Source organism: Sediminicola luteus, from assembly GCF_040566555.1.
GTDB lineage: Bacteria > Bacteroidota > Bacteroidia > Flavobacteriales > Flavobacteriaceae > Sediminicola.
In genome coordinates, this window is record NZ_JBEWYP010000005.1 from 96,500 (window position 1) to 110,539 (window position 14,040).

At 43.5% G+C, this 14,040-nt stretch carries 12 protein-coding genes and 1 tRNA gene; 4 read left to right on the top strand and 9 right to left on the bottom strand.

What is annotated here, in order from left to right; translation table 11 throughout:
• Positions 1–21: 21 nt before the first annotated feature.
• The 3 genes from ABXZ32_RS10175 to ABXZ32_RS10185 form a co-directional block, all read right to left on the bottom strand.
• Positions 22–109: transfer RNA gene (locus ABXZ32_RS10175), tRNA-Ser, on the bottom strand.
• A gap of 66 nt (positions 110–175) precedes the next feature.
• Positions 176–1,204 carry an asparaginase gene (locus tag ABXZ32_RS10180; RefSeq protein ID WP_354618568.1) on the bottom strand — a complete coding sequence of 343 codons (1,029 nt, stop codon included), beginning with the start codon at positions 1,202–1,204 and terminating at the stop codon, positions 176–178.
• Between the two features lie 14 nt (positions 1,205–1,218).
• A complete protein-coding gene (locus tag ABXZ32_RS10185) occupies positions 1,219–1,986 on the bottom strand; it encodes a TatD family hydrolase (protein WP_354618569.1) in 768 nt (255 codons plus the stop codon).
• A gap of 36 nt (positions 1,987–2,022) precedes the next feature.
• Between ABXZ32_RS10185 and ABXZ32_RS10190 the strand changes: the two genes are divergently transcribed.
• A complete protein-coding gene (locus tag ABXZ32_RS10190) occupies positions 2,023–2,475 on the top strand; it encodes a retropepsin-like aspartic protease family protein (RefSeq protein ID WP_354618570.1) in 453 nt (150 codons plus the stop codon).
• A 32-nt stretch (positions 2,476–2,507) separates the two neighbouring features.
• Here the strand turns inward: ABXZ32_RS10190 and odhB are convergent, their stop codons facing one another.
• Together odhB and ABXZ32_RS10200 are read right to left on the bottom strand one after the other, a co-directional pair.
• On the bottom strand, positions 2,508–3,737 hold the full coding sequence (gene odhB, locus ABXZ32_RS10195; RefSeq protein WP_354618571.1) for a 2-oxoglutarate dehydrogenase complex dihydrolipoyllysine-residue succinyltransferase: 1,230 nt from the start codon (positions 3,735–3,737) through the stop codon (positions 2,508–2,510).
• A gap of 27 nt (positions 3,738–3,764) precedes the next feature.
• Entirely contained in the window at positions 3,765–6,566 is a 2,802-nt protein-coding gene (locus ABXZ32_RS10200; protein ID WP_354618572.1) for a 2-oxoglutarate dehydrogenase E1 component, read from the bottom strand.
• Between the two features lie 142 nt (positions 6,567–6,708).
• On the opposite strand from ABXZ32_RS10200, the gene ABXZ32_RS10205 reads away from it, so the two are divergent.
• Positions 6,709–7,200, top strand: coding sequence for an alpha-ketoglutarate decarboxylase (locus tag ABXZ32_RS10205; protein WP_354618573.1), 492 nt, complete (start codon positions 6,709–6,711; stop codon positions 7,198–7,200).
• Here ABXZ32_RS10205 and ABXZ32_RS10210 read toward each other — a convergent pair.
• From ABXZ32_RS10210 to ABXZ32_RS10225, 4 genes are read right to left on the bottom strand one after another with little or no spacing between them, the layout of a single operon-like run.
• A complete protein-coding gene (locus tag ABXZ32_RS10210) occupies positions 7,197–7,550 on the bottom strand; it encodes a hypothetical protein (RefSeq protein WP_354618574.1) in 354 nt (117 codons plus the stop codon). The genes ABXZ32_RS10205 and ABXZ32_RS10210 overlap by 4 nt on opposite strands.
• A gap of 31 nt (positions 7,551–7,581) precedes the next feature.
• On the bottom strand, positions 7,582–8,859 hold the full coding sequence (locus ABXZ32_RS10215) for a metal-dependent hydrolase family protein (protein WP_354618575.1): 1,278 nt from the start codon (positions 8,857–8,859) through the stop codon (positions 7,582–7,584).
• Between the two features lie 9 nt (positions 8,860–8,868).
• Positions 8,869–9,888 carry a UDP-glucose 4-epimerase GalE gene (gene galE, locus ABXZ32_RS10220; protein ID WP_354618576.1) on the bottom strand — a complete coding sequence of 340 codons (1,020 nt, stop codon included), beginning with the start codon at positions 9,886–9,888 and terminating at the stop codon, positions 8,869–8,871.
• Between the two features lie 5 nt (positions 9,889–9,893).
• Positions 9,894–11,048, bottom strand: a complete 1,155-nt coding sequence (locus ABXZ32_RS10225) for a DegT/DnrJ/EryC1/StrS family aminotransferase (protein ID WP_354618577.1) — start codon at positions 11,046–11,048, stop codon at positions 9,894–9,896.
• Between the two features lie 93 nt (positions 11,049–11,141).
• Here ABXZ32_RS10225 and ABXZ32_RS10230 point away from each other — a divergent pair, with 93 nt between their 5' ends.
• Positions 11,142–12,377: a 3-deoxy-D-manno-octulosonic acid transferase gene (locus ABXZ32_RS10230; RefSeq protein ID WP_354618578.1), complete on the top strand. Its 1,236-nt coding sequence runs from the start codon at positions 11,142–11,144 to the stop codon at positions 12,375–12,377.
• A gap of 118 nt (positions 12,378–12,495) precedes the next feature.
• On the top strand, positions 12,496–13,848 hold the full coding sequence (locus tag ABXZ32_RS10235) for a sugar porter family MFS transporter (RefSeq protein WP_354618579.1): 1,353 nt from the start codon (positions 12,496–12,498) through the stop codon (positions 13,846–13,848).
• Positions 13,849–14,040 lie beyond the last annotated feature (192 nt).

Genomic DNA, 14,040 nt, shown 5'->3' on the forward strand with positions numbered 1-14,040 from the left:
TAAAAAATTAAAACTTAAAAGCAGAGAGGAAGGGATTCGAACCCTCGATACCCTTTTGGGGTATACACACTTTCCAGGCGTGCGCCTTCGACCACTCGGCCACCTCTCTATTCCTTTGTTTTAGGGAGGCCAAATAACAAAAAAATAATTAGTAAAAGAAATTAAATCAGTTAATTTATTGCATTTCCCCTCTCAGCGAAGTTTCAAATATGGTTTTGAACAACTTAGCGGAAACATTGCTCCCCAGGAGATACATCAGTTTGGTAATGGCCGCCTCCGTTGTAATATCCTTACCATTAATAAGTTGCAGTTTTTGCAAATGTTCACTGGTTTCATATTGACCCATAATTACACTTCCTCCCGAGCATTGGGTAACGTTTACAATATGCAGACCGCCATCAATTGCATCCTTTAAATCTTGCAGCAACCACTCATCTGTTGGGGCATTTCCTGCTCCATATGTTTCCAAAACCAATGCTTTTAGCCCTGGAATTTTCAAAATACTTTGCAAAACGGATCTGTTTAACCCTGGAAAAAGTTTTAAGATAGCCACATTATCGTCCATTTTTTTATGGACAATGAACTTTTTATTTCTATTTCCCACCCATAAATGGTCATAGTGAACCTTTAAATGCACTCCAGATTCCGCCAGTTCGGGATAATTCAAGGATCCAAATGCCTCAAAATGCTCCGCATTGAACTTGGTGGTCCTATTGGCCCTGTATAACTTATATTCAAAATAAAGACAAACTTCTTTGATCACGGGTCCAGAACCATTTTGCAAGGCCGCAATTTGAATGGAGGTGATCAAATTCTCTTTGGCATCTGTCCGCAAATCCCCAATGGGCAATTGGGATCCGGTGAAAATCACAGGCTTGGCCAAATGCTCCAACATATAGCTAAGTGCCGAGGAGGTGTAGCTCATAGTGTCACTTCCATGTAAAACTACAAAGCCGTCATAATTTGCATAATGCTCTTCTATAATTGTTGCTATGGAAACCCAATGTGTGATATTCATGTTTGATGAATCTATCGGGGTGTCAAAGGAGACGCTATCAATGCTACAATCCAACTGACTCAATTCCGGGATATGCTTTTCCAATTTTTTAAAATTGAAGGCCTTCAGGGCGCCAGTGCTATAGTCTTTGACCATACCAATGGTACCTCCGGTGTAGATCAACATGATCTTGGTTTTATCTTCCATTTCCTTACTTCTTATTATATCCCAAAAATAGCTTTGGAGTTGGCCGTTGTAATTTCGGCAATTTCTTCTTCACTTCTTTTATAGATTCCCGAAAGCTTTTCCACTACGTTGATAAGGTACGCACTCTCATTTCTTTTCCCACGATAGGGAACGGGCGCCAAATAAGGTGAGTCCGTCTCCAAAACAATGTGTTTGGGGTCTATCTGGTCCAAGAAGATGTCTATTTTCCCATTTTTAAAGGTCACCACGCCCCCAATTCCCAATTTCATATTAAATCCAATAGCTCTTTGCGCCTGTTGGTAATCGCCGGCAAAACAGTGGAAGATACCAAAAAGATCATCCCCTCTCTCGCCTTCCAACACCTCAAAAATCTCATCAAAGGCATCCCTACAGTGGATGACAATGGGCAATTTGTGTTTTTTTGCCAGTTGGATCTGAAATTTAAAGGCTTCCTGTTGCTCCTTCAAAAAGGTTTTATCCCAATAAAGGTCGATTCCGATTTCCCCTACCGCATAAAACTTGTGGGTGGACAACATCTCCTCCACATGCTCCAATTCTTCATTAAAGTTTTCCTTTACATGGGTGGGATGTAGGCCCGTCATAAGATAGATATTGTCCGGATACGCTTTTTCCAACGCCAACATGGAGGCCGTATATGAAGAATCTATGGCCGGGATAAAAAATCGTTTTACCCCTAGATCCATGGCATTTTTTATGACCTTCTCCCTATCCTCATCAAAAGCCTCACTATATAAATGTGTATGTGTATCTGTAAGTATCATGCCGCAAAAATAGCCTTATCTTTGCCAAAAAAATAAATGAAAAGCCTCAAAAAGTTTTTAAAAGGCAAAAACTATATTCAGGTGCCGTTAGATCTAACTGCAACAGACCACTTTGAGATCATTGCCAAGATCAATGGCATCACCGGTAGATTTATTTTGGATACAGGCGCTTCCAATACTTGCGTCGGACTTGATAAAATTGAATATTTTGAACTGGTTTCCAAGAACTCCAAAATTAAGGCCGCAGGGGCTGGAGCCACCAATATGGAGACCCAAATTTCCACCAAGAACACTATTGAAATTGGGCAATGGTCCCAAGAGAAGGTGAAGCTCGTCCTTTTTGATTTGGTCCACGTGAACGAAGCTTTGATATCCCACAATGCACAACCTGTTGATGGGGTGGTTGGGGCCGACGTCCTAAAGAAGGGGAAAGCCATTATAGATTACGACAAAAAGTGCATCTATCTAAAACAAAAAAGCCCGAAGTAGACTTCGGGCTTTTTTTATATCTAATTTGAGGTTTATAGCTCCAAACCTTTATTTACATCATTATCCATCAACAATTCTACCGGACTCTCCAATGCCTCTTTAACCGCTACCAAGAACCCTACAGATTCCTTCCCGTCAATTATTCTATGGTCATAGGATAGGGCCACATACATAATAGGAGCTATAACCACCTTACCATCTTTGGCAATTGGTCTTTCCACTATATTATGCATACCCAAAATAGCACTTTGTGGTGGATTGATAATTGGAGTGGACAACATAGAACCAAAAACCCCACCATTGGTAATGGTAAAGGTTCCCCCCGTCATCTCATCCACGGTAATCTCACCCTCACGAGCTCTTAATGCCAATCTTTTTACTTCGGCCTCTACCCCTCTAAAAGATAGGTTCTCTGCATTTCTGATAACAGGTACCATTAACCCTTTGGGCCCGGAAACCGCGATACTGATATCACAAAAATCAAAGGAGATCATTTCTTTTCCATCTATCATGGAATTTACAGAAGGGTACATTTCTAATGCCCTGATCACTGCTTTAGTGAAGAACGACATAAAACCTAGACCTACTCCGTGCTTGTCCTTAAACTGATCTTTGTACTGGTTGCGAAGTTCAAAAATAGGCGACATATCCACTTCGTTAAAAGTGGTCAACATGGCCGTTTCGTTTTTCACCATCACCAAACGTTCCGCTACCTTACGGCGCAACATGGATAATTTTGTTCTTGTCTCACCTCTCTTACCGCCTTTAGGGGTACCCATGGATGGAACTGCATTGACTGCATCATCCTTGGTGATCCTACCATCCCTACCGGTGCCTTTGATGGAAGAGGCATCCATATTCTTTTCCTCTAATATTTTCTTAGCTGCCGGGGAAGCTGTCCCTGATGCGTACGTCTCTTTTGCTTTTGCAGGTTCTGCCGGTTTTTCAGCCTTTTTAGGCTCTTCCTTTACCTCTTCCTTTTCAGCTTTGGCACTAGCTTCCTTATCTCCACCGGCCGGTTTTTTGGCACTTGTATCGATCAAGCAAACTACTTCTCCTACTGCAACCGCATCACCGACCTCAGCCTTTAAAGTTATAATTCCACTATCTTCCGCAGGCAGTTCCAATGTGGCCTTATCGGAATCAACCTCGGCAATGGCCTGGTCCTTTTCCACATAATCACCATCCTTTACCAACCATTCTGCTATTTCTACCTCGGTAATAGATTCCCCAGGAGAGGGAACTTTCATTTCTAAAATCATTATTTTATAATTTTAATAGATGCGTTATTATTTTATATTTTCTCTTACCATGTTGTCCTTTGTCTTATCAAAAACATAGGTAATGACTTCTTGGTGACGTCTTTTGGAACGTACAGCGCTACCGGCAGCTGGGGAAGCATAGAATCTTCTTGAGGCTACCCTGAATTTGCTTACATCACTGAAGTGCATCAACAAGTGGCTCCAAGCGCCCATGTTACGTGGCTCTTCCTGTGCCCATACGATGTCATCCGCATTTTTATATTTTGCAATGATATCCTTCATTTGGGCCGCAGGTAATGGGAACAATTGCTCTACCCTTACCAGGGCAACATCATCCCTATTGTTTTCCTCTTTTACCGCCAACAGATCATAATAGAACTTCCCGGTACAAAATACCAAACTTTTTATCTTTTTAACATCTGCCGTTACATCGTCTATCACCTCCTGGAATTTACCATTGGCCATCTCATCTGCAGTGGAAACTGCTTTTGGATGACGCAATAGACTTTTCGGGGTAAACACGATCAAAGGTTTTCTAAAATTGGATTTCATCTGTCTTCGCAACAAATGGAACATGTTTGCAGGGGTGGTACAATCTGCAATGTACATATTATCCTTGGCACACAATTGCAGGTATCTTTCCATCCTTGCCGATGAATGCTCTGCTCCTTGTCCTTCATAACCGTGTGGCAACAACATCACCAAACCGTTTTGAAGCTTCCATTTATCCTCAGCTGCAGAAATATATTGATCGATCATGATTTGGGCCCCATTACTGAAATCCCCAAATTGTGCCTCCCAGATCGTCAAGGTATTGGGACTGGCCATGGCATAACCATAATCAAAGCCCACTACCCCGTATTCTGATAATAGGGAATTGTAGATTTGAAATCTTCCCTGATCTTCGGAAAGCATGTTCAATTGCATGATCTCCTCTTCACTTTCTTCTACTTTTACTACGGCATGACGGTGTGAAAACGTTCCGCGCTCTACATCCTGACCGGACATACGCACTCCGTAACCTTCATGCAACAATGTGCCATAGGCCAAAAGTTCTCCCATGGCCCAATCCAAAGTGTCCGTTTCAAAGAACATTTTCCTTCGGTCCTCGATCAACTTCACCACCTTGCGCAAGAACTTTTTCCCCTTGGGCAATTCTGTGATGATCTTGGCAATCTCTGTCAATTTCTTTTTATCGAAAGTGGTGTCCACCGGCTTCATCATCTCCTCTTCCTGCACCGCTTCAAAACCACTCCATTCATCTGCCATAAATGGCGTAATGATGGTTTTATCCAATTTTCTGGAATCTTCCAGATCCTCTTCCAAGGAAGCCTTGTATTCCTCTTCCAATTTAGGTACAAAATTTTCGTCGATAACGCCTTCTGCAATTAATTTCGCCGCGTAAAGATCTCTCGCATTCTGATGACTGGCAATAGCCTTGTACAGTTTAGGCTGGGTAAATCTAGGCTCATCACCTTCATTATGCCCGTACTTTCTATATCCCAATAAGTCCAAGAAGACATCCCTTTTAAAGGTCATCCTATATTCCAGGGCAAACAGGGAAGCGTGTACCACTGCCTCTGGATCATCTGCATTGACGTGCAATACCGGACTCAACGTCACCTTTGCCACATCGGTACAATAGGTAGAGGTTCTGGCATCCAGATAATTGGTAGTAAATCCTATTTGGTTGTTCACTACAATATGGATGGTACCATTTGTTTTGTACCCGTCCAAATCTGCCATTTGCACCACTTCGTACACCAAGCCTTGACCGGCTATGGCTGCATCACCATGGACAATAATCGGCAATACTTTAGAAAAATCGTCAGGGTAATACTCATCTTGCTTGGCCCTTGTGATTCCTTCCACAACCGCACCTACCGTTTCCAGGTGGGACGGGTTGGGTGCTATGTTCATTTTTATTTTATTTCCATTGTCGGACATCCTATCGGAGGTCCATCCCAAATGGTACTTTACGTCTCCATCAAAAATATCCTGCTCATAATCCTTCCCATCAAATTCCCCAAAAATATCCTTAGGGGATTTTCCGAAAATATTGGTAAGCACGCTCAACCTACCCCTATGGGCCATTCCCATCACGAACTGCTCCACACCCATTTCGGCGGCCCTTTCCACAACGGCGTCCAAAGCTGGGATCAAAGACTCGTTCCCTTCCAAAGAAAATCTTTTCTGCCCCACATATTTGGTATGCAGGAAGCTTTCAAAAGAAACAGCCTCATTTAATTTTTTTAGAAGATGCTTTTTACGGTCGTTACTGTAATTGGGATGGTTGTCGTTTATGTTCAACCTATTTTGAATCCATTCAATACGTTCAGGGGTTCTGATGTACATGTACTCTACCCCTATGGCGTCACAATAGATGCTCTGTAAGTGGTTAATGATCTCCCTTAAGGTGCTAGTGCCTATCCCAATGATTTGTCCCGCTGTAAAAACGGTATCCATATCCCCTTGTTCCAGGCCAAAGTTTTCTATGTCCAGGGTGGGGGTATACTTACGCCTTTCCCTAACGGGATTGGTTTTTGTAAACAGGTGCCCTCTACTGCGGTACCCATCAATAAGTTTTACGACCTGGAATTCCTTCTGAAGAGTTTGCGGAATTTCCACTTGCTGCCCCTGGGGCATGGTCGCACCAGCAGTTGAAGCTGGCAGATCCATTTCATCCCACGCACTCTCCTGCCCAAAGTCAAAACCTTGGAAAAACGCACGCCAACTTGGCTCAACGCTATCGGGATTCGTTAAATACTTGTCATATAGTTCTGCGAAAAAGGAAGTATGCGCAGCATTTAAAAAAGAATATTTATCCATGAACGGTTATCTCTGTCTTTTGAACAAAATTTAATCAAAAATACAACAATTAACATTTCCAAGCTTACCTTAGGGGTGAATATTGTAAAAATTAACGATTATTATGAAAAGGCAGCATTTCCTCCCAAAAAAAATTGTTTTGATGTTATTTTTCACGCTCAGCAGTTTTTTAGCTACAGCTCAGGACTATGGAAATTCAGGGGATTTTTGGAACAACGTACGCTACGGAGGTGGCATCGGTCTCGGTTTTGGCAGGGACACCTTTAACGCCGCTCTTTCACCAAGTGCCATATACCAGGCCAATGAACAGATTGCCTTCGGGTTAGGGCTCAATTTTAATTACTCTAAGTTCCAGGAATCCAGACTCATGGCTTATGGTGGCAGTCTTCTTACACTTTTCAATCCTATACGGCCCATTCAATTATCGGCAGAACTGGAACAGTTACGGGTGAACAGGGATTATGAATTTGAAGGCGCCAATATTGAGGATAACTACTGGTCTCCTGCCCTATTTATAGGCGTAGGCTACAGCAACCGCAACGTGACCTTTGGAATAAGATACGACCTGCTTTACGATGATGAAAAGAGTATTTATGCGGACCCGTTTATGCCCTTTGTGAGAGTCTATTTCTAATTGTATTTTGCCTTGAACCAGACTTTTTGCCATTCCCTTTTTAGGATAAGGAAAGTGACCTCATCGGCAACTTCAACCACATCTACCGCGGTGATGGCCTTCACCGTATTTTCGGGCACGTCAATAATATAAAGCAGATTGAGGTAGTCCGCGAATTTCTCCATGATAAGCACGTAGATTTTTTCGTGGATGACCTTTTTTAGATCTTCAGGGGCAATACCCTCCTCTAGTTCTATGAATATATTGGCCAAGCCGAAGTCTTTGATCAATTGGGCCACCAATTTGCCATATAGGTTTTCTGCCTCTGCTGTCTCCAGCAATTTTGCGCTATTGGGAAAATTTACTACCATATGCTATCTACGGATAATCCCAAGTTTTGGTTTACTCGTTTTTATAAACAGTGCCATTTTTCATAACAAAGGTCACTTTTTCCAAGGTTGCCACATTATCCACGGGATCCTCATCAACCGCCACGATATCTGCCAAATACCCTGCTTTTAACTGTCCAAGACTCTCGCCCATCCCCAATAGATCGGCATTGGTCACGGTAGCAGACGCCAAGGCTTCCATAACTGGCATTCCTCCTTCTACCATATACCCAAACTCCCTGGCATTAAGGCCATGTGTAAATACTCCGGCGTCCGTACCAAATGCAATAGGCACACCTTTTTTATAGGCCCTTTTGAACATGTCCGCCACCAAGGGTCCTACTTCTCTTGCCTTTTGGGCCACCACTTCTGGAAAATAACCTGGGATTGCCGCTTTCTCCACTACCTGTTTCCCGGCTATAATGGTAGGCACCAGATAGCTGTTGTATTTTACCATCATGTCCATGGTAGCATCACTCATAAAGGTCCCATGTTCAATGGTTTTTACGCCTCCCAAGATAGCTCTTTGCATCCCCTCGTCTCCATGGGCGTGGGCTGCGGTAAGCATTCCATAATCTTTGGCGGTTTCGGTAATGGCCTTTATCTCTTCTACGGTAAACTGTGGGTTACTCCCGCTTTTTGCGACACTCAGTACGCCTCCCGTTGCGGTAATCTTAATAACGTCGGCACCATCCTTATAGCGCTGTCTTACGGCTTTTTTACCATCTTCAGGAGAATTCACAACCCCTTCTTTTGGTCCTGGATCTCCCATAAGGTCACTTTTCATGCCGTTGGTAGGATCTGCATGACCCCCTGTGGTGGCAATAGATTTCCCGGCCGTAAATATTCGTGGGCCATCCACCAATCCTTTATTGATGGCATTTCGCAGGGATATGTTTACCCCACTGCCCCCTAAATCCCTAACAGTGGTAAAACCTGCCATTAGGGTATTCTTGGCATATACAGTTGATTCAAAGGCGATATCAGCCTCATTTTGCACATACCTATTGATGTATGTCTTGGGGTTGGATTCGCTTTCAATATGCACGTGCATATCGATCAATCCAGGGAGGACCGTTTTATTTTTTAGGTCGATACTCTTATCCTTTTCCCCTCCGGATACATAACCGTTTTTAATTTCCTTGATCTTATCTCCGGAAACTATGATGGTTTTTTCGGTCAAGACCTTGCCCGATTTCACGTCCACCACTTTACCACAGTGCAAATAGGTGTCCTGGGCGGTGACCAAAAAAGGCAATAATGCCAAAACGGATAGGAGTATCTTTTTCATAATATAATACTATTTATTTCTAACTTTCAATTCCCAATCCCAGGCAGATTTCATGGCTTCATCCAATGTGGATTCAGCTTTCCATCCAAGTATGTTATTGGCTCTGGTGGTATCCGCATAGGCTGTGGTAATATCACCGGCCCTACGGTCAACAATTTTGTAGTTCAACTTTTTCCCGGATACTTTTTCAAAACTTTTGATGACCTCCAAAACGGTACTTCCCGTTCCGGTCCCCACATTAAAGACCTCATAGTTCTCCTTGTTTTTTCCTTCTAGAAGCCTTTCCAATGCCACTACATGTGCCTTGGCAAGATCCACCACATGGATATAATCCCTTATACAGGTACCATCAGAGGTTGGGTAATCATCCCCAAAGACCGATAACTGCTCTCGCAATCCTACCCCGGTCTGGGTGATAAAGGGCACCAAATTTTGTGGCACTCCAATAGGCAATTCCCCAATGGCGGCAGAAGGGTGGGCGCCCATAGGATTAAAATACCGCAACGAAATGGCATTAAGACCAGAGGTCACCTTACAGGTATCCCTGATAATCTCCTCTCCTATTTGTTTGGTATTCCCATAAGGGGATTCAGCCGGTTTTACCGGCGCGTCTTCCGTGATGGGCATGGTGTCTGCCTGTCCGTAAACCGTGCAGGAAGAGCTAAAAATAAATCCAACTTTCTCCTTTTGGGTCAGCTCTTGAAGGATATATACCAAGGTGTTGATATTGTTCTCGTAATAGTGCAAAGGCATGTCCACACTTTCGCCCACCGCTTTTGAGGCTGCGAAATGGATCACCCCCTGAACATCCTGGTGTCTTTTAAAAAAATCGGTCACTTTTCCTTTTTCCCTAAGATCCATTTTTTCAAAAACGGGCTCTTTGCCGGTAATGGAGGTAATGCGCCCCAATACCTCTTGGGACGAATTGGAAAGGTCGTCAATGATGACGACCTCAAAACCTTTATTTTGTAATTCTACAACTGTATGCGAACCTATAAATCCAAGTCCACCCGTAACGAGTATCTTCATTTTATTTAATCGTTTATGAACTCAATAATTGTCTGTGTGATAAATTCGATCTGCTCCTCATCGAGCTCGGTGTGCATGGGCAGGGAAATGACTTCCTTCACCAATTGGTTGGTCACCGGAAAATCTGCCTCCTTGTACCGCTCATCCAAATACGCCTTTTGACGGTGCAACGGAATGGGGTAATAGACTCCACAAGGAATTCCCTTTAAACCTAAATGTTGCACCAGGGCGTCCCTTTGCCCGTTCATGATCCGCAAGGTATATTGATGGAAAACATGGCAGTCACAGGTATCACAAATGCCCTCACAGCCATTTACAGTTTTAGGGACCCTAATATTTTTCTGCCCCTGAAAAGCTTTGGAATAGCTCCTAGCGGCATCACGTCTCTTATTATTATAGGCATCCAGTTTCGGCAACTTTGCCCTTAGTACTGCCGCTTGAATGGAATCCAATCTGGAATTGACCCCTACCACATCGTGGTGGTAACGCTCATACATCCCGTGGTTCACGATCCCCCTTAAGGTATGTGCCAGGTCATCGTCATTGGTAAAAATGGCCCCGCCATCCCCGTAACAGCCCAAATTCTTAGATGGGAAGAACGAGGTTGCCGCAACATGTCCGATAGTTCCCGCCATCACTTTGGTGCCATCTGCCGATGTATGGGTGGCCCCAATCGCTTGGGCATTATCTTCAATAACAAATAAGTTGTGTTTTTTGGCGATTGCCATAATCACATCCATATTGGCACACTGGCCAAAAAGATGTACCGGGACAATGGCTTTTGTTTTTGGGGTGATCGCCTTTTCCAGGGCTACCGGATCTATATTGAAGGTGTCTGGATCAACATCCACCAAAACAGGGGTAAGTTTTAATAGGGCAATAACCTCTACCGTGGCGGCAAAGGTGAAATCTGCGGTGATCACTTCATCCCCTTGTTCCAGCCCCAAGCCCATCATGGCAATCTGCAGGGCATCCGTACCATTGGCACAGGGAATAACATGCTTTACGCCCAAATAGGTCTCAAGCTCCTTTTGAAAGGCATGAACCTCTGGTCCGTTTATAAAAGCTGTGGTTTCTAGAATTTGGGATATGGATGAATTGATCTGTTCTTTAATCGACTGGTATTGCCCGTTAAGGTCTACCATTTGTATTTTCTTCATCTTCAATATTTATATAACAATAATACAAAAATAAGGAACTGAAGCCAAGGTATTGTTGTAAAGAAACGTAATTTAGCACGAAACGATTACCGAGTGTTATTTCTATATAATTTAGCAGTACTAGTAGCGTCCTTCGTCCTAAAATTGGTCGCCAATTTTAGTCCCAAACTAAAATTGTTTGTAGATGGTAGAAAAAATGTCTTTTCCCAACTACAACAGGAAATCTCCGAACAAGACAAGGTTATCTGGGTACATACGGCCTCCCTTGGGGAGTTCGAACAAGGCCTTCCGATCATAGAAAAGCTAAAAATCGCCTATCCAAACTATAAGATCCTTGTGACCTTTTTCTCGCCTTCGGGCTATGAGGTCAAAAAAAATACATCTGTTGCCGATCTGGTCCTCTACCTGCCCTTGGACACGAAAAAAAATGCAAGGAAATTTATTGAATTGGCCAGGCCAAAGCTTGCCATTTTTGTGAAGTATGAAATCTGGCCCAACTATTTACAGGAACTCAAGCAACAGCAAGTCCCCACCCTTTTAATTTCGGCGATTTTCCTAAAGAGACAGGTTTTCTTTAAGGGTTACGGCGATTTTATGAGAAAGAGCCTGCATACCTTCTCCCATATTTTTGTGCAGGACAAAAATTCCCAGGATCTGCTCAATTCTATCGATATCAACAAAAGCACCGTAGCTGGGGACACCAGATTGGACCGGGTGTCGGAGATTTTGGAGCGGGACAATTCCCTGGATTTTATGGCGACCTTCAAAAAAGGGGACCTTTGCATGGTGGCCGGCAGCACCTGGCCAGAAGACGAGGCCATTCTCTTGGATGCTATCAATAAGGCCGACGAACAAATAAAATATGTGATAGCGCCCCATAATATCAAAGAGGCCCATATTCAAAAGCTCAAAGGGGCCATCACCAAAAAAACCGTGCTGTTCTCAGAGCTGGACAAAACCGAGTTTGCCGATGCCGAGGTGCTGATCATTGATACGGTCGGACTCCTTACCAAAATATACAGCTATGCCGATATCGCCTATGTGGGTGGTGGGTTCGCCACCGGACTCCACAACACCCTGGAGCCTGCCGTTTTCGGAATTCCGGTGATCATCGGGCCAGAATTCAAAGGTTTTAAAGAAGCGGAGGACCTGGTCCAACTAAAAGGGGTGCTCCCTGTTTCCGATAAGGTGGAATTGCAAAAGACTTTGGATGGACTGGTACAAAATCCTGGTTTTAGAAAAGAAACGGGAACACGCAACGCCAACTATATCACCCAAAACAAGGGGGCCAGTGTTAAAATACTTCACCATATAAAAACGCTGTTATAACGGGTGATTAGCTATTCCGGCAGGTACTTTTAAAGGTTTGGAACACAATCCAAAAAGCGGACTTTTTTTTATATCTCGATTGTTTTTTTAGTATGTTTACATACTTTGACCAACCACCATGAACAAACGTATCTTAAGAATTTCCCTCACCGCGGCCTTAGCGGGATTTTTATTTGGCTTTGACACAGTCGTTATCAGCGGCGCCAATTTACCCATCAAAGAACTATGGCAGACCTCCCCCTGGTTTCATGGCACCTTTATCATGTCCATGGCCCTATGGGGTACTGTTTTGGGATCGCTTTTTGGCGGTATCCCCTGCGACCGTCTGGGAAGAAAGAAAACCTTGTTTTGGATCGGGATCCTGTACACCATTTCCGCTTTAGGATCTGCTGTGGCCACTGATCCCTATATATTTTCCTTCTTTAGGTTTATAGGTGGCTTGGGAGTAGGTGCATCATCAGTAGCCGCGCCCATTTATATCTCGGAAATTTCTACCGCTCAGAATCGCGGAAAACTTGGAGCCTTATACCAGTTCAATATCGTTTTTGGTATTTTCATTGCCTTTATTTCCAATTACCTCTTGAAGGGATTTGATGGTGCCAATGATTGGCGTTGGATGCTGGGGGTCGAGGCCATCCCAGCGGTGATCTATTCGGTCATGGTCCTACAAGTACCAAACAGTCCAAGATGGCTTGTCCTTAACAAAAAAGACGAAGTGGGAGCCCTCAAAATGCTTACCTATATCTCCGATAAGGCGCAGGCATTGGTGAAACTCGAAGAAATAAAAAATTCCATCGGTGTAAAAACCGCCAAAGCCGGACTCTTTGAAGGGAAATACAAAAAGCCCTTGATACTGGCCTTCCTGATTGCTTTTTTCAACCAGTTGTCGGGCATCAATTTTGTGCTGTACTATGCCCCAGAAATATTAGAGAGAGCTGGATTGGGGGGAAAGGAATCCCTTTTCAATTCCATATCCATCGGAATTATCAACCTCATCTTTACCCTCATCGGTATTCAACTGATCGATAGATTGGGGAGAAAACAATTGATGAAAATAGGCTCCTTGGGCTATATTATCAGTTTGTCCATGGTGGGCTGGTGTTTCTATACCGGGGCGAGCTCTACCCTTCTTTTAATTTTCATCTGTGCTTTTATCGCCTCCCATGCCATTGGACAGGGAGCTGTGATCTGGGTGTTTATTTCCGAGATCTTTCCCAATAAGGTACGGGCCTATGGGCAGTCTTGGGGAACAGGGGTACATTGGGTTTTTGCAGCGGTCATCACCCTGATCACCCCTATATTTTTGGACAGCACGGATGGCGTTTTTAAGGACAATCCTTGGCCTATTTTTATATTCTTTGCCTTTATGATGGTCCTACAATTGTTTTTCGTGATCTTTATGATGCCGGAGACAAAGGGGATTTCCTTAGAGGATCTGGAGAAGCAATTTACCAGGGACAAAAGCGTATAACAGAGGGATCGGCAGCGACCTTAAAAAACAAAGGGAACTGTGGGATTTGTGGTGTATTCACCGTATTTGGACGATATTTTCAAGGATTCAATTGAAGATTCGCAATTTATTATGTAAATTTAGAACAAAGGTTCATCAAATGGAAATGGAAAACGAATTGACCATCGGCATAAAAATCCTGAACGGATTTCT

Coding starts and splice junctions, on each gene's coding strand:
- ABXZ32_RS10215 (WP_354618575.1), bottom strand. CDS start 8,859: ATGAAAAAGATACTCCTATCCGTTTTGGCATTATTGCCTTTTTTGGTC.
- odhB (WP_354618571.1), bottom strand. CDS start 3,737: ATGATTTTAGAAATGAAAGTTCCCTCTCCTGGGGAATCTATTACCGAG.
- ABXZ32_RS10190 (WP_354618570.1), top strand. CDS start 2,023: ATGAAAAGCCTCAAAAAGTTTTTAAAAGGCAAAAACTATATTCAGGTG.
- ABXZ32_RS10225 (WP_354618577.1), bottom strand. CDS start 11,048: ATGAAGAAAATACAAATGGTAGACCTTAACGGGCAATACCAGTCGATT.
- ABXZ32_RS10210 (WP_354618574.1), bottom strand. CDS start 7,550: ATGGTAGTAAATTTTCCCAATAGCGCAAAATTGCTGGAGACAGCAGAG.
- ABXZ32_RS10235 (WP_354618579.1), top strand. CDS start 12,496: ATGAACAAACGTATCTTAAGAATTTCCCTCACCGCGGCCTTAGCGGGA.
- ABXZ32_RS10200 (WP_354618572.1), bottom strand. CDS start 6,566: ATGGATAAATATTCTTTTTTAAATGCTGCGCATACTTCCTTTTTCGCA.
- ABXZ32_RS10185 (WP_354618569.1), bottom strand. CDS start 1,986: ATGATACTTACAGATACACATACACATTTATATAGTGAGGCTTTTGAT.
- ABXZ32_RS10180 (WP_354618568.1), bottom strand. CDS start 1,204: ATGGAAGATAAAACCAAGATCATGTTGATCTACACCGGAGGTACCATT.
- galE (WP_354618576.1), bottom strand. CDS start 9,888: ATGAAGATACTCGTTACGGGTGGACTTGGATTTATAGGTTCGCATACA.
- ABXZ32_RS10205 (WP_354618573.1), top strand. CDS start 6,709: ATGTTATTTTTCACGCTCAGCAGTTTTTTAGCTACAGCTCAGGACTAT.